The 14992-nt window shown below is 47.9% G+C and carries 13 protein-coding genes; 3 read left to right on the top strand and 10 right to left on the bottom strand.

The genetic code is table 11. The features are described 5' to 3' along the window. Positions 1 to 87 precede the first annotated feature (87 nt). The 8 genes from LY387_RS21205 to iolE form a co-directional block, all read right to left on the bottom strand. Entirely contained in the window at positions 88 to 912 is an 825-nt protein-coding gene (locus LY387_RS21205) for a sugar phosphate isomerase/epimerase family protein (RefSeq protein ID WP_234496207.1), read from the bottom strand. Between the two features lie 98 nt (positions 913 to 1010). Beyond that, positions 1011 to 1844, bottom strand: a complete 834-nt coding sequence (locus LY387_RS21200; RefSeq protein ID WP_234496206.1) for a MurR/RpiR family transcriptional regulator — start codon at positions 1842 to 1844, stop codon at positions 1011 to 1013. Positions 1845 to 1921: 77 nt separating this feature from the next. Next, on the bottom strand, positions 1922 to 2749 hold the full coding sequence (locus LY387_RS21195) for a class II fructose-bisphosphate aldolase (protein WP_234496205.1): 828 nt from the start codon (positions 2747 to 2749) through the stop codon (positions 1922 to 1924). Between the two features lie 10 nt (positions 2750 to 2759). Next, complete coding sequence (locus LY387_RS21190) at positions 2760 to 3629, bottom strand: 5-deoxy-glucuronate isomerase (RefSeq protein ID WP_234496204.1); 870 nt, start codon at positions 3627 to 3629, stop codon at positions 2760 to 2762. Positions 3630 to 3795: 166 nt separating this feature from the next. After that, positions 3796 to 4791 (bottom strand): 5-dehydro-2-deoxygluconokinase, encoded by a 996-nt coding sequence (iolC, locus tag LY387_RS21185; protein WP_234496203.1) that lies wholly within the window; start codon positions 4789 to 4791, stop codon positions 3796 to 3798. Positions 4792 to 4802: 11 nt separating this feature from the next. Beyond that, positions 4803 to 5978, bottom strand: coding sequence for a Gfo/Idh/MocA family protein (locus LY387_RS21180; RefSeq protein ID WP_234496202.1), 1176 nt, complete (start codon positions 5976 to 5978; stop codon positions 4803 to 4805). 73 nt (positions 5979 to 6051) lie between these two features. Continuing rightward, positions 6052 to 7923 carry a 3D-(3,5/4)-trihydroxycyclohexane-1,2-dione acylhydrolase (decyclizing) gene (iolD, locus tag LY387_RS21175; RefSeq protein ID WP_234496201.1) on the bottom strand — a complete coding sequence of 624 codons (1872 nt, stop codon included), beginning with the start codon at positions 7921 to 7923 and terminating at the stop codon, positions 6052 to 6054. Between the two features lie 113 nt (positions 7924 to 8036). After that, positions 8037 to 8930 carry a myo-inosose-2 dehydratase gene (iolE, locus tag LY387_RS21170; RefSeq protein ID WP_234496200.1) on the bottom strand — a complete coding sequence of 298 codons (894 nt, stop codon included), beginning with the start codon at positions 8928 to 8930 and terminating at the stop codon, positions 8037 to 8039. A gap of 553 nt (positions 8931 to 9483) precedes the next feature. Here iolE and LY387_RS21165 point away from each other — a divergent pair. Continuing rightward, a complete protein-coding gene (locus LY387_RS21165; RefSeq protein WP_234496199.1) occupies positions 9484 to 10926 on the top strand; it encodes a sugar porter family MFS transporter in 1443 nt (480 codons plus the stop codon). 120 nt (positions 10927 to 11046) lie between these two features. Further along, entirely contained in the window at positions 11047 to 11949 is a 903-nt protein-coding gene (locus LY387_RS21160; protein WP_234496198.1) for a LysR family transcriptional regulator, read from the top strand. On the opposite strand, the gene LY387_RS21155 is transcribed toward LY387_RS21160, so the two are convergent. After that, positions 11946 to 12668 carry a sulfite exporter TauE/SafE family protein gene (locus tag LY387_RS21155; protein WP_419153472.1) on the bottom strand — a complete coding sequence of 241 codons (723 nt, stop codon included), beginning with the start codon at positions 12666 to 12668 and terminating at the stop codon, positions 11946 to 11948. The two genes, LY387_RS21160 and LY387_RS21155, sit on opposite strands and share 4 nt — an antisense overlap. Positions 12669 to 12703: 35 nt before the next feature. Continuing rightward, positions 12704 to 13591: a sugar phosphate isomerase/epimerase family protein gene (locus tag LY387_RS21150; RefSeq protein WP_234496196.1), complete on the bottom strand. Its 888-nt coding sequence runs from the start codon at positions 13589 to 13591 to the stop codon at positions 12704 to 12706. A 189-nt stretch (positions 13592 to 13780) separates the two neighbouring features. Here LY387_RS21150 and LY387_RS21145 point away from each other — a divergent pair, with 189 nt between their 5' ends. Further along, a complete protein-coding gene (locus tag LY387_RS21145) occupies positions 13781 to 14989 on the top strand; it encodes an acetyl-CoA C-acetyltransferase (protein WP_234496195.1) in 1209 nt (402 codons plus the stop codon). Positions 14990 to 14992 lie beyond the last annotated feature (3 nt).

The raw sequence follows: 14992 nt of genomic DNA, 5'->3' as shown, positions 1-14992 counted from the left end.
TGCACAACAAAGTCCACTTAATGCTGAGATTTTTCTCTGCTAAGTGGACTTCACCACGAGTAAACGGTTGTTCAAATCAATGAAAGGTTAAAACAGTGCTTTCATGCCCTTAAGCATTTTGGTCGCTACATCGTAATAATCCTGCTCCCACATTTGGTCATTGAGGTATTCACCTGAGTAGAATCCTTGATAGCCGGTTGATTGAATGGCATCGACCCATTCTTTAAGCGGAATATCACCTTGTCCAATAAAGTGGCCTCGTAACTCTCTCTCGTCCGGCCACGGTGCGCCCTCTTCTGGACGCGCGCCATCAGAGATATGGACGTTATAGATGAGCGCAGGGTCGATACTGGCTATTTTCTCGAGACTTGCTCCGCGACTTGCCCAAAAATGCCAGGTATCAAGAACGAAGCCGAAGTTGTCACGCCCTACTGCATCCAACAAGCGATAGTAGTCATCTAGCGTTGCGATCGGTGTCCATGCCGCACCCTCGTACTGAAAGCGAACACCGTAGTCTCTACCAATATCGGCAATAGAACGAATGTTCTGTGCGGTGAGTTCGATGTTCTGATCTAGCGTCAACCCATTTAAGGCTTCAAAGGCATTAAGCTGTATCGTCGGCGCACCGATCTTTTGAGCAAACTGACACAGGATCTCAGTATCTTTGAATAGCTGCGCTTTCGAGGCTTTGTCAGTCACTTCGATAGCACCAATGATGTCAATCGCCGTCGGTTCAATATTAAAGTGGTCAAGGCGCTGTTTAAACTGCTCAGCAGATAAGCCAGCTTTGATGTAGCGCCACAACTTTTCGGTATGAATTTCAAGACCTTGATAGCCAGTATCATGAGCGAGACGAATGTCCGACATGACATTGCTGTGCAGTGAGCACATTCCGTGTAAAGCAAAACGCATGGAGAATCTCCTTGAATTTAGGCAGCAAGAGACCAAGCCTTGCTGCTTCAGCTTTACAAGGCTTACTCTTTAATTGGGTTGGTGGTCATTAATGGTGATTATTTCACTTCACGGCACATCAAGCTGACCGCGAGAGTTTGGGCAAGATACATTGAGCTACTCAAAGAGCGGAATCCCATCACTTCACCCTCTTGGACCTCGAAACAGACTTCCATCTTACTGCCTTGAGGCGTCATTTGATTATCGGTAATAGCGATAATGGGTACGCTCTTCTGATACGCTTCGTCGATGAGATCACTAGTCTCTTGCGCGTAAGGATTGAATGTCACCGTAAATAGCACGTCTTTCTCATTCATTCGACGTGTCATAGGCGACAACATACCGCCATGGTCATCTAACAGCACCACGTTGTTGTCTGATTTCATCAGTGCGTACCAGAGATAAAATGCCACTGGGTACGCTCGGCGCATCCCTTGAATGTAGATGGTTTCCGCTTCTTCAAGCATCGCCACAGCGCGCTCTAGCTTCTGTGGAGAGACCATGACCTGTAACTGCTCTAACGCATCAATGTTGGCGTCACCAAAGTCTTGAAAGATAGCCTGCGGAGAATCATGCGGCACGTCCTCCATCTCACGTGCTTTACGAACACGTTCTTTGTAGTCTCTTGGGCGATTCAGATACTGATCTCTGAACAGTATCTGCATAGACGTAAAGCCATCAAAGCCCATTGCATTAGAGAATCGACTCAGTGTCGACAGCGGTACATTGGCTTGCTGGGCAATGGTTGCCATGGTTTCTACGGCGACCAGCATTGGCTGTTCCATGACAAAGTCGGCTACCTGCTGCAATCTACTGCTCAAGCTATCGTAGCGCTTCACAATAAGCTCGCGCAGCGTGTCTAAATCAGCGGGCACTTTTACTTCTACATCCATAGTGATAACGCTCTCCTATTCGAACGCAATAAATAGTCAACCGGTCCCCTTCCCTATGTTAGGTTGGGGACTCTATTTTAAGATAATAACTCAAAGTTGCGAATCGCTTCTTGCTTAACATAGGGCATTGCCTTCTGCATAAAGTAGATTCGATCAAATTTTTGCGGTTCATCATTCATATAACCACGTAAATTGTGACCCAATGCTTGACGCAAACAGGTGCCGATATTGAACTTAGATACGCGGCTCTGTTTTAGTTTGAGCATATCTTCGTCACGAATTCCGCTGCTACCATGAATAACAAGGGGCACGCTAACTTCGCTCGCGATGCGGTCCAAACGACCAAAATCAATCGTACAGGTTGGCTCCGTCAGGCGGTGAATATTGCCAACTGAAATGGCCACACAATCAACCCCGCTTTCCTCAGCAAAACGCGCAGCATCTTCTGGCTCGGTATAAATAGACTTAATATGGTCACGCCCTTCTTCATAAGGTACCGAACCAATTTCACCCTCAACCGATGCGCCTAACGCATGTGCAACGTCGACCACTTTCTTAGTACGAGCGATATTCTCTTCCAGCGTTAACTGGGAGCCATCGAACATCACGGAGCTGAAACCGGCTTTAAGCGCACGATAAACAATGTCCTCTTCATAAGTATGGTCCAGGTGCAAGCAAACAGGGACACTGCTGTTGTGAGCAAGGTTTAGGAACATAGCTGCTGCAGTCTCAACGCCATAAAAATCCACAACATCTTTGTTGCAAGCAAGGATAACGGCCTTACCAACCTCTTCCGCTGCCTCAACTACCGCTCTTGCGTCTTCGTAACCAAAAACATTAAAGCATGGTACGGAATAATCAGAGGCCGCTGCATCGGGTAATAGATCATTAAGATTAACTAACATGCATCGCCTCCTATTTGAATTTCGCAATCATATCTTTGATACCAGGAATGGTATTTACTTGATACTCATGGTGTGGGTCAAAATGTTGGATCAAAGACTTGTCTGTTTTGCCAACGATGATGGTGAAGTAATACATCTCATAGCCAGGCGCTGCCACACTTGGGTGATAACCTTTGTCGATTGCAATCACTGACCCTGTTTTTACGTGATAGACCGGACCATGGTCATCTTCGTGCTCATACAGGAACTGTGCGCCAAAGCCGAAATCTGGGTTGAAACGGAACTGATACACTTCTTCGTATAGCGTTTCACGGCTGCCATCTTCTTTCACTCGGTCTTCATCATGCTTGTGTGGTGGAAAACCTGACCAGCCACCCGCGCCAACGGTAAACAGCTCACTGACGAGCAAACGGCCGCGTTTGTCCGAGTTAGACTGACCAAGAACATGCTTGATCTTACGGTGTGTTTTGGTGTCATCAGAACCGTACTGAACAATATCGACGTTCTCTTCGCGCACACAGAATGGTTCTAGAGAAACTTCAAACTTACCGCCAGCGATCATGATGTCGGCATTTTCGCTCACACATTCTATTTGTGCTGTATAACCTAGCGGAACGTAAACCGCTTCTGGGTTACCGTCCCATACAGAGGCTCGCTTACCGATGTTGTCGAATACTTGTGTGTCATCGCCATTGATCACCGACACGCTACAAGTACCGCCCGCTAGAACTATCACAGACTCATAGCCTTCAACTTCGTGGCTGAACGTTCCGCCTTGAGTCAGACAAACTTGGTTGAAATAACACAGAGGTGTCACTGCGTCATTAATACCTACAATGGGCTCATTTTTATTATCGTAGGGTGGTATGTGTTTACCCATGTTCTTTCTCCTCACTGCTCTTTTTATGAGCGCAGTTTTTATTCCTAAACTTATTCACTGATAAAAAAACCGGGCCACGATGGTTGTATTTTCGCGAGTATCTGGAGTCGAAATACCGGCCCGGGAGACTAAAAGCTGTCTTCAAAACCACATCAAACTGATGCCATCAAACACCTTGGTTTCTTGTCTCAATAAAATCGAAAAGCTGCTCTTTGGTTGGCATAGCTTCAGTGCAGCTATCGCCACTCACGTTTATCGCCGCTGCTGCAGAGCCGTTTCTGACGCCTTCTTGCAGGGTGCCACCATTCACTAGTGTCCAAATCAAGCCACCTGCAAACGAGTCACCAGAACCAAATGGCTTGTTCACTTCCACACGGAAGATGCCTTGTTGGAACTTCGAACCATCACGGCAGTAGACTTTTGAGCCAAACTCGCCCGCCTTAATCACAACAATCTGCGTGTTGTCACGCATAAAGCGTTCTGCTGTGGCGTCGTCGTCTTTATTACCCGGTGCAATCACGGTTTCCATCATGTCAAACTCTTCGCGATTACCAATCACGATGTCAGACAGACTCGATGCAATGCCGTAATAAATCGAAGCGTCAGTATCGGTGCGCCATGAGTAAGGGCGATAATCGACATCCAGCACTACGAGCGTATTGCTACGACGAGCGTGTTGCATCGCCAAAAGCGTCGCTTCACGGCTTGGGCTTTCTGAGAGCGCAGTACCGGTAACCACCAGTACTTTAGAGCTCGCAATGTACTCAGGATCCACCTGCTCTGGCTTGATCGTCAGATCCGAAGCGTTATTGCGATAGATAAGGACCGTGCAGTCGCTTGGCTTCATCTCTGTAAACGCGACAGAAGTACGAGAGCCTGAATCGTCCGTCATCATGCCATCGAGGTTTATTCCTTGCTCTGACATGTAACCTTTGACATAGCCGCCAAACGCATCATCAGCGACGCAGCCAATAAAACCTACTTTGCCACCCAGCTTGCTCACTGCGACCGCAATGTTGGCAGCAGAGCCACCAACAAACTTGTTGAAGCCCGAAATGTCCGCCATATCGGTTTTTGATTCGCGGGCGTATAAGTCCACACCCGCGCGTCCTAAAACGATGGCATCCAACGGTCTGTCATGTTGAAATGCAATTTTTGTCATCGTCATTCCTATTATTTGTAGCTAACCCAAGCCGCGTCTTGGTCTGCTGACTCAACACACTTCTCACACAAACGTACGCCTTCGATACCTGCATCAATACCTGGGAACCAGATACCCGCTAGCGCCTCTTGATCATCTCTATCAGCAGCATCGAACGCCAAAGCAAAACGGTGATACAGGTTCGCCCAAGATTCAAAATAGCCCTCAGCGTGACCACCACCGACTCGGTTAGACGCGACACCTTCTGCATCTTGGTAGAGGTAACCCATACCGCGCTCTAGCACACGAGGTGCCTCGCCTTGCACTTCGTAACGAAGTTGGTTTGGATACTCATCCCACCATTCGATAGACGCTTTTGAACCAACGATGCGGATCTTCTGCTGGTGCATAGAGCCTGAGTTGACCGCCGATGCCCACAAGGTACCCACTGCGCCACCTTTGAACTTGATCATTACGTGCGCGTTATCTTCGAGTGGCGCACGAGATTCGATAAAGCTCTGGCGCATACATGCCAAGCTATCGACTTCTAGACCTGTCATCACCTCGTTGAGATAAAACGCGTGAGTACCGATGTCACCTAGCACATAAGTTGGACCCGATACTTCAGGGCTTACACGCCACTTCAGACCCGGATCATTCTTTTCATATTCTTCGTTGTGGAAGCCGTGCGCGAACTGCATGTTGATGACTCGGATTTCACCAAGGTCGCCACGCTGAACCATTTCACGAGCCTGCTGAACCATTGGGAAGCCGGTGTAGCCATACATAACACCGATGACACAGTTGTTTTGTGCTGCGATGGTTTTGAGCTCTTCTGCTTCTTCTGTGGTAAAGGTAATTGGCTTCTCACACACCACATGAAGCTTGGCTTCTAGTGCGGCTTTACAAATTTCGTAGTGAGTAGAGTTTGGCGTTGCGATAGATACCGCTTGAATGCCATCTTCACGCTGTGCTTCTTGCGCGAATAACTCTTTATAGCTTGAATAACAGCGCTCTGGGTCTAGTCCAAGATTGACACCGAAATCGCGGCAGCGCTCAGCATCTAGGTCAAACGCACCAGCTACCAACTTAAACAGGCCATCACGCTGCGCTGCATTGCGGTGAGAGTAGCCGATTTGACTACCACGACCACCACCTACCATTGCCCAACGAATTGGCTGCTCAAAATGACGCTCTTCATTAAACATGCTTGACTCCTTGTGTGGCTCCTAGTGTTTAGGAGCCGAGATTAAGTGTTAGAAAATTAAATAGGATTCTGAACTAGACGCCGCGGCGCTGTGTGGCGCGACCTTCTTCCCAGCTGGCAACCTTCTCTGCCACGTGGTCGTTACGAGTCACCTCTGGTAGACCGACTTCCCACCAGCAATCACACTTCGACCACGCGGCTGGTGATACTGGGTCAATATCGACAACGATGACGTAAGTACGGTCCGCTTCTTTCGCGCGTTGCAACGCTGCATCAAACTCATCAACAGACGTTAACTTCTCGCTGATTGCGCCTTGTGCTTCGGCGTGCTTAGCAAAGTCGACGCGAGCCACTTCGCCATCTGGACGGCGGCAATCTTCAAGTAGGTTGTTGAATGAGTCGTTGCCCGTGTTGTTTTGTAGCTTGTTGATCACCGCGAAACCGCCGTTATCACACACCACGACAATCATCTTGTGGCCCGTCAGTACTGATGAGTAGATGTCTGAGTTTTGAATCAGGTACGAGCCGTCACCCACGAGTACAACCACGTCGTTGTCTGGGTTAGCCACTTTTGCACCCCAGCCACCGGCAATTTCATAGCCCATGCACGAGAAACCGAACTCGATATCAAACTTACCGATTTGGTAGTTTTGCCAGTTCATTGCTAGCTCAGCAGGTAAGCCGCCTGCTGCTGTTAACACCGTATCTCCTGGCTGCATAGATTTGTTTAGCTTGCCAATCACCTCTGCGTAAGAAGAAAGACCTGGTAGCAAGTCGCCCTCTTGAGGGTTAGTGCGACGATGAACTACTGCCTTCCACTCATCTGCCTGAGTCTTAGCGGTTTGTGCCCATGCGCTGTCACCTTCCCAATCACCTAGCAGTTTCGATAGCTCAACCAAACCGCGTTTTGCATCACACTTGACTGGCAATGCGCGATGTTTGATTGCATCGAAGCGTCCGACGTTGATAGTAATCAGTTTCATGTCTGGGTTTTTAAACACGCTCCACGAGCCCGTTGTGAAGTCTTGCAAGCGCGTTCCGATAGCAACCACGACATCAGCGTGTGCTGCCATGTAATTTGCAGAATCCGAGCCTGTGACGCCGATAGGCCCTGCGTTCAACGGATTGTCTTGTAGCATCGTTGCTCGACCCGCGATGGTCTCAACGACAGGAATATTGTGCTGTTTCGCGAATGCCGCAAGCTCATCCGTTGCGAGCGAGTAATGAACGCCGCCACCAGAAACAATCAACGGCTTTTCTGCTTTCATCAATACTGCTTTTGCATCTTCCAAATCAGCAATTTCTGGCTCTGGGCGACGAATGCGGTGCACTTTCTCTTCGAAGAATACTTCTGGGAAGTCGTACGCGACGCCTTGAATGTCTTGAGGAAGACCAATGAATGCTGGACCACATGTCTCTGGATCAAGCATGGTGTCGATCGCTTGCGGTAAAGAATGCATCAACTGTGTTGGAGAGATAATGCGATCCCAATAACGCGTCAAAGGTTTAAATGCGTCATTACAGGTGATCGATGGATCATAGAAGTTCTCTGGCTGCTGCAATACAGGATCAGGTAGGCGACTTACGTATGCGTCACCTGCGATCAGCAGAACAGGCAATCGGTTAGTGTGAGCAATACCTGCTGCTGTCACCATATTGGTTGCGCCAGGGCCAATCGAGCTCGTCGCAATACCAATACGTCGGCGCTGGTTTGCTTTTGCATAAGCAATAGCAGCCGTCGCCATCGACTGTTCGTTTTGACCACGCCAAGTCGGGATTTTGTCTTCGATGTTCTTTAATTGCTGTCCAAAGCACGTCACATTACCGTGACCAAATATGGCAAAAGCGGTGCCGAACAGTTGCTCTTTCTTTCCATCAATTTCAATCATTTGAGCAGCTAAGTATTGTGCAAGCGCTTCTGCGACAGTTAGGCGTACAGTTTTCATTCTCTTCCTCGGTAGTCTCAACGTTGTCCATTCCATGAGTAAGCTACGTTTTGCATCCCTAACCCCGTAGCTTTTATCATGGGGAGCGTGGCTCCCCATTATCCAGAGCTCTATTACAAGCCGTATTTTTCCGCGTAGCCTGTGATGTTCTCGTAAGCTGTTTTCGCGAACGTTAGTGGGTGTGCCTTTGCAGGATCTTGCTCAGCTTCAACCAATAACCAACCTTGGTAGTTGCGCGCTTTAAGCGCTGCAAATACGTCGTCGTAGTCCACGTCGCCCGTACCAGGTACTGTGAATACGCCGTCTAGTACTGCGTTTAGGAAAGATTTATCCGCTTCACGTGCTGCTTTCATTACGTCTAAACGAAGATCTTTGAAATGCATGTGGCCGATACGGTGACCCCAACGCTCAATCATGGTGACTGGGTTACCGCCACCGTACGTGATGTGGCCTGTATCTAGCGTTAAGAACACAGAGTCGCCCGTGAACTCCATCATTAGATTAATGTCGTCTTCTGTTTCACAAATAGTGCCAACGTGATGGTGGAAAGAGAGCTTGATGTCATGCTCGTTCAGTAGGTAGTCCGCTACTTTTGTTAGTTTCTCGCAGTACATCTTCCACTCATCCATTGATAGGATGACACGTTGAGAAAGTGGTGTGTTGATATCGCCGTGAACGGTATTGCTCACTTCACCATAAACCATTGCTTTACAGCCAGCTGCTTTCAAAAGCTTGATGTGATCTTGCATCGCTGCAATCTCTTCATCTGCTGTCATAGTCATTAGGTTGCCACTATACCAACCCGACGCTAGTACCAGACCGTGCTCCTTTAGCAGTGGGACGAGTACTTCAGGCTCACGTGGGTACTTGGTGCCTAGCTCTGTGCCTGTGAATCCAGCTTCAGCCATTTCACTTAAACACGTTTCCAAAGGGATCTCGCCACCAAGCTCTGGCATATCATCGTTGGTCCAAGTCAGTGGGCTAATTCCATATTGCACGTTGCTCATTTTTATTCTCCGACAATGTTTTAAAGATTTTCCAAGTGACTCAAAGCTATCTCGTTGACTAAGTCATCGTGTAGGGAAGCTTTGAACATCTCCTGTTGTTTCACTGAGGACTAATTTAGCCCAAAAAATCATTTATGAAAAATATTTTTCATCTCACTCAATGAGATTTTCAAAACAACATAAATTTGGAAAAAACCTATATAGCACGTGGCTTTCCACTGTTTTTGATCTAGATCTCACTTTTAAATTAAGTATTAAAATCAATTGCTTATAATAATTGTAGGATTTGATAAAGATTTTTCATAGTTTGATAGAGGTAACATTTTTGGACAAAATGACAGTTTACCGGTAGTAGAAATCAAAAAGAGTCCATATGATTAAAACACCAGCAAAATGAAAAATAATTTTCAAACACACACAACTATAACATCTGCTGGACTTATAGAATGCCAATACTCGTACCCTACAAACCGAAGTATTGGGCTCACCTCAGCTAAACCTTGTTCGATGGTAAAGGGACAGTTTTGAGGGAATCTCAATAAGGAAAAATCTAATGGAAGCAACATCCAAGGTAGAAGCTAGTAAGCACAATATTGCCTATATCGTTCGTATCTGTTGTATAGCAGCGCTCGGTGGAATCCTCTTAGGCTATGACACCGCGGTAATATCCGGTGCGATTGGTCCCATCCGTGAACACTTCGGACTCAGTTCCGCGCAAACTGGCTGGGCCGTATCCAGTGTGGTACTCGGCAGTATTATCGGTGCCGTGAGTGCTGGTTGGGCAGCACTAAAATACGGACGACGTAACACCCTCTTTATCGCCGCCATCTTATTTATGATCTCCGCGGTTGGCTCAGCACTCGCCAGTACATTCAGTTTTTACGTCATGTTGCGTATTGTCGGTGGCGTCGCTGTTGGCTTGGCCTGTGTGGTATCACCCATGTACATGTCAGAAGTCGCACCAAAGGATTTTCGTGGGCGAGCAGTAAGTATGTTCCAACAGTCTGCCGTAATTGGTCAAACTGGCGTGTTTTATGTTAACTACCTCATCGCAAAGGGTATGTCAGAAGCATGGTTGGTAGATATGGGCTGGCGATGGATGCTCGGTTCAGAGATCATCCCAGCAGCTCTGTTCGCTGCGCTGCTATTTATTATTCCAGAGTCACCACGTTGGCTAGTATTGAAAGGCAAACTCACGGAAGCGAAAGCAACACTATCTCGCATCTCGAACCCTGAACATGCCGACCGACTCATCTCTGAAATTCAAGACTCTTTAAAGGACAGCCGCTCCTCTAACAAAAACAAAGTCAGCCTTCGCTCTCCCCTTCTATTTGCTATTTTGGTTATCGGTACGTTTATCGCAGCGGCTCAGCAGTTAACTGGTATCAACGTCATCATGTACTACACGCCAGAGATCCTTAAGCCGATTACTGGCTCAACTGAAAATGCGCTTTTCCAAACTACATTTGTCGGCGTCGTGTTTATCTTAGGTAACGCTTTGGGTATGTACCTTATCGACAAAGTGGGTCGTCTACCGCTGATGAAATACGGTACATTTGGCTGTGCGTTCGGTATGTTTGTCGTAGGCTACGTGCTGTATCAACAAACAGAAGGGTACGCTGCTCTATTCGCTCTATGTCTGTATGTTGTCTCTTACGCAACGTCATGGGGCTGTGCGTGTTGGACTATGATTTCTGAGATTTTCCCGAACAGCATCCGCTCACGTGCAATGGCAATTGCGGTAGGTGCACAATGGTTCACTGGCTTCATCGTCACGCAATCATTCCCTATGCTAAATGACAACGCTTACCTGCAAGAGAACTTTAACGGTGCCTTCGCCTTCTGGTTATTCGCGGTCCTTTCCATCATCTGTATGTTTGTGGTCGTTCGCTACGTACCTGAAACCAAAGGCGTCAGCCTTGAGAAAATGGAAGAAGCAATGGCAGAAAAACTGGGTAAAAAGCATACCCACTCAACTGACCAAGCTCATGTTTAACCATTAGTCAGTTAGCACACTTGGGAACGGATACTGTCCGTTCCCATTTTTCGTTTCTGGTTTCACGATTTGAGTCTTAGTATTGTTTAAACGCAAAACCGACACACAGGGAGACAACTTATGCTCGATAAAATGGCTTTCTTTATCTACGTCATTCGCTCTGGTTCAATATCGTCGGCTGCGCGGCGCTGCAATATCTCGGTCTCCGCGGGCAGTCGTTGGTTGCAAGAGCTAGAAAGTCACTTCGGGACAGCGCTTTGCTATCGCTCAAATCGCCTTTTAGAGGCAACACACGCTGGGCAAACCTTGTTTGAAGAATTCTCCCCACTTGTCGATAGTGCCGAGCGCATTACGCGTAAGCTCGAAGACTATCAATCCCATGAGAAAGGTCATATTGATATCGCCTGTACCCCCGTTTATGCCAATCACTTTCTAATGGATAAACTGCGTCACTACGCCAACGATCACCCAGAGGTCACTTTTAATATCAATGTCACCCCTTGGGCACTCGACCATGCAAGTACCAGTGACCTGATGATCAGCGCCAATGCGAGCTATCAGGGCTATCGAGAAAAAGATTTATTGCTAGTGAAAAGAGAGCTAATGCAATGCCCATTCGTCGTTGTGGCCTCCCCCGACTACCTGAGTGATCACAATGAACCTGAGCATCCACAAGATCTCCTTAAACATCCGTGCTTAGTAGCAACAACGTTAACAGGCAGCAACGATTGGATCTTTAGACGTCAGTCTGAAAATATTCTTTTAAAGGTGCCAAAAACCATTGAAGTCAACGACAGTGATTTACTTCTAAAAGGGGTGATGAACGGAATGGGTATCGCCTATTTACCTGACTTTGTGGTCAATGAGGCGATTGATAATGGCAAGTTAAAGCCACTTTTGCTTGATTATGAGACTAGCGTGTGGAGCCTCAACCTGTACTATCACTCGCCGCAGTCGGCTTCACCAACTGCGACAAAGTTCAAAACGTACTTGTTAAGTGATGACCCAGATGCAGGGAATTAAATGACAGCAACAGCCGCATCAAAACAGAGCTTGCTACCCGATAAAAATAGGAACAGATAACAAAGCTGATAGATCCTCGTCTGACTGACACGATGCAGCAGCATTACCCCGAGTTTGACGCCAAGCGGTGCCAAAGGAATAAGAATAAGCGCCGTTAACAGGTTGGTAGAATCAAACTCACCTAGTACTAGATATGGGATCACTTTTGCTAGATTAATAAGACCAAACAACACCGCCATGGTTGCAATCAAAGTGACCTTCTCAAGCTTCAACGGCAGCAAGTAGATGCTTGCCGGTCCTCCACCAGCATGAATAGCGGTACTCGAAAATCCACTTAAACTGCTCCAGAACCACGCCGAAAAAGTACTTGGCTTTGATCGCTCACGCTCGCCACCCAGCCAGTACTGAAAGCAGAATGCTAGTGACAGCAAACCAATAGTAAGCTTTAGACCCGCTTCTGAAGTCACTCCCAGAAACAGCCCCGCTAGTAACACGCCGAGCAAAGCGCCTGGCAGCATGCTTTTGATCACTCTGTAATCGGCGTTTTTATAATGGTGACGAACCGCAAAGATATCCATCACGATTAGAATGGGCAGCAATATCGCCGCTGCTTGTGTGGGTGCGACGGCGAGCGCCATAAGCGGCACGGCGATAATACCTAACGCCCCGCCAAGACCGCCCTTGCCAATTCCATAGATAAGGACGGCAGGAACAGCCATGACATAGAAAAGTGGGTCGTTGACCACGCTCACCGCTATACCCCAACGGCGGTTAAGTAGTGTCGACTGCGTTTGAGATCGTCTACGACGCGAGTGAGCTCACTCTTATCATGTTCATGCTCAACCACAAGCCAACCTTGATAATCGACCTGTTTTAACGTCGAAAGCACGTGTTTCAGCTTAATGTCGCCTTCACCTAAAGGGGTGACCAAGCCAGTTGCATAAGCGTCCACCCAAGGTTTTTTGTCGCGTATCGCCAGCCTCAATTTATCGACGGACACATCCTTAAGGTGAACGTGTTCTACGCGACTTGCATATCGCCTAATCACTTGGCTGGGATCCATACCATCTAAGAAGGTATGCCCAATATCGATACACAAACCTAGCTTACTATTAGGGATGGCATACAGGACATAATCGATTTCATCTTGAAAGCTGATGTAACCGCCAACACCTGGATGCAATAAGCATCTTAAGCTGTACTTATCAGCAACCGCGATGACTTTATTTAGCACATCGACCAACGCGTCTTTCTGAGCCTTATTCAACCTAGGCGCCGTTGCACTTTGACCTACTGAAGTATTACGCTCTGGATGATTCCCTTCCATTAGCAGCAACGTTTTGGCACCAAGTTTACTCAGACGAACGCAAGTTTTCTCTGTCTCTTCAAGAATCTGTTCTAAGGCATTTACGTCACTAAATGGCAATTGAAGCTTACCCGCACAAATGGTGAGTCCTCGGGTGCGGCAAGCACTGCTTAGTAGTGATTCGTCTTCGGGAAAGTACTCGGTCGGACCAAGCTCAATGCCTTGATAGCCACTGTCACTGGCCTCCATGAGCACCTTGCCCCAGCTTGGGTTTTCCGGGCTGTGAGACTCTTCTATCCCCCAGCAGCATGGGGCGCATGCGATTCGATTTTTCATACCTTATCTCCAACTAGTTTTAATTCAGCATTGATGATTCCAAGATAAGAGTTAGCCCAATAAAAAGACGTGATCCGTCACTAAGTTGGGTTTTGCAAATCTGCAAAGCGGCTTTGAATTCCTGCTTGTAACGCTCCAACGCATTGACCATTTAGACTGGTATCAAGCTTGGAAATTTAGGAGACAGGCATGGAACGTGTATTTATCGTGGCGGCAAAACGCACGCCTATTGGCAGTTTTAATGGTGCATTGAGCGCCCTATCGGCATCGGAGCTTGGCGCGCATGCTATCAAAGCGGCGCTCGAGCAAGCTGACATCTCGCCAGATATGGTTGATGAAGTGATCGCGGGTAATGTGCTCACAGCTGGCGCCGGCATGGGACCAGGAAGACAAGCAGCATTAAAGGCCGGTATACCCGATTCAGTGCCTGCCTATACGCTCAATATGATCTGCGGCAGCGGCATGAAAACCGTAATGGATGCCGCAAGCCACATTCGAGCCGGAGATGCTGAGGTGGTCGTCGCCTGTGGTATGGAGAGCATGTCCAACGCCGCATTCATTACTTCAGGACAGATTCGCCGTGGTCAACGAATGGGTCACCTTCCCCTTGAAGACAGTATCATTAAAGATGGTCTAACGGATGCATTTCATCAGTACCACATGGGGATCACAGCTGAAAACATCGCGAAGAAGTTCAGCCTATCTCGTGAAGAGCAGGACGCGTTTGCACTCAATAGCCAGAAAAAGGCCGTGAACGCTATTAATAACGGCGATTTCAATGAGGAGATTGCGCCGGTTTCCATCGTCAGTCGACGTCGTCAAATTGAATTCAAATACGATGAATATCCAAAAGCCGATTGTACTTATGAGTCATTGCAAAAACTCCGCCCTGCATTCGATGCAGAAGGCAGTGTCACCGCAGGCAATGCCTCCGGCATCAATGACGGGGCGTCAGCCATCCTTCTTGCATCAGAGAGCGCGGTAGCGAGGTTAAACCTCAAGCCGCTTGCTGAGGTGATTGAATATGGGCAAGGCGCGCTCGCTCCTGAAGTAATGGGGCTCGGTCCAGTACCCGCCATCGCGAATACACTAAACAAAGCGCATTTGTCGATTGATGATATTGATGTGTTCGAGCTCAACGAAGCGTTTGCCGCCCAGGCGCTTGGCGTTGTCCACTCTCTTGCGGAGCAACATGATATTGATGCACCGTGGCTATTAGAGCGCAGTAACCTCTCAGGAGGGGCAATTGCACTCGGTCACCCTATTGGCGCCTCAGGCAACCGCATTCTAACGACCTTGGTGTATCAACTTCACCGAACCCAGCAAGACCTTGGCTTAGCATCACTTTGTATTGGCGGTGGTATGGGTACGGCTGTCATCTTGAAACGTTGCAACTAGGGA

It is taken from the genome of Vibrio maritimus, assembly GCF_021441885.1.
GTDB classification, from domain to species: domain Bacteria; phylum Pseudomonadota; class Gammaproteobacteria; order Enterobacterales; family Vibrionaceae; genus Vibrio; species Vibrio maritimus_B.
This window is presented reverse-complemented; position numbering and strand designations above follow the sequence as displayed.

Coding starts and splice junctions, on each gene's coding strand:
- LY387_RS21205 (WP_234496207.1), bottom strand. CDS start 912: ATGCGTTTTGCTTTACACGGAATGTGCTCACTGCACAGCAATGTCATG.
- LY387_RS21200 (WP_234496206.1), bottom strand. CDS start 1,844: ATGGATGTAGAAGTAAAAGTGCCCGCTGATTTAGACACGCTGCGCGAG.
- iolE (WP_234496200.1), bottom strand. CDS start 8,930: ATGAGCAACGTGCAATATGGAATTAGCCCACTGACTTGGACCAACGAT.
- LY387_RS21145 (WP_234496195.1), top strand. CDS start 13,781: ATGGAACGTGTATTTATCGTGGCGGCAAAACGCACGCCTATTGGCAGT.
- LY387_RS21180 (WP_234496202.1), bottom strand. CDS start 5,978: ATGTTTAATGAAGAGCGTCATTTTGAGCAGCCAATTCGTTGGGCAATG.
- LY387_RS21190 (WP_234496204.1), bottom strand. CDS start 3,629: ATGGGTAAACACATACCACCCTACGATAATAAAAATGAGCCCATTGTA.
- LY387_RS21150 (WP_234496196.1), bottom strand. CDS start 13,591: ATGAAAAATCGAATCGCATGCGCCCCATGCTGCTGGGGGATAGAAGAG.
- LY387_RS21155 (WP_419153472.1), bottom strand. CDS start 12,668: ATGGCTGTTCCTGCCGTCCTTATCTATGGAATTGGCAAGGGCGGTCTT.
- LY387_RS21160 (WP_234496198.1), top strand. CDS start 11,047: ATGCTCGATAAAATGGCTTTCTTTATCTACGTCATTCGCTCTGGTTCA.
- LY387_RS21165 (WP_234496199.1), top strand. CDS start 9,484: ATGGAAGCAACATCCAAGGTAGAAGCTAGTAAGCACAATATTGCCTAT.
- iolD (WP_234496201.1), bottom strand. CDS start 7,923: ATGAAAACTGTACGCCTAACTGTCGCAGAAGCGCTTGCACAATACTTA.
- LY387_RS21195 (WP_234496205.1), bottom strand. CDS start 2,749: ATGTTAGTTAATCTTAATGATCTATTACCCGATGCAGCGGCCTCTGAT.
- iolC (WP_234496203.1), bottom strand. CDS start 4,791: ATGACAAAAATTGCATTTCAACATGACAGACCGTTGGATGCCATCGTT.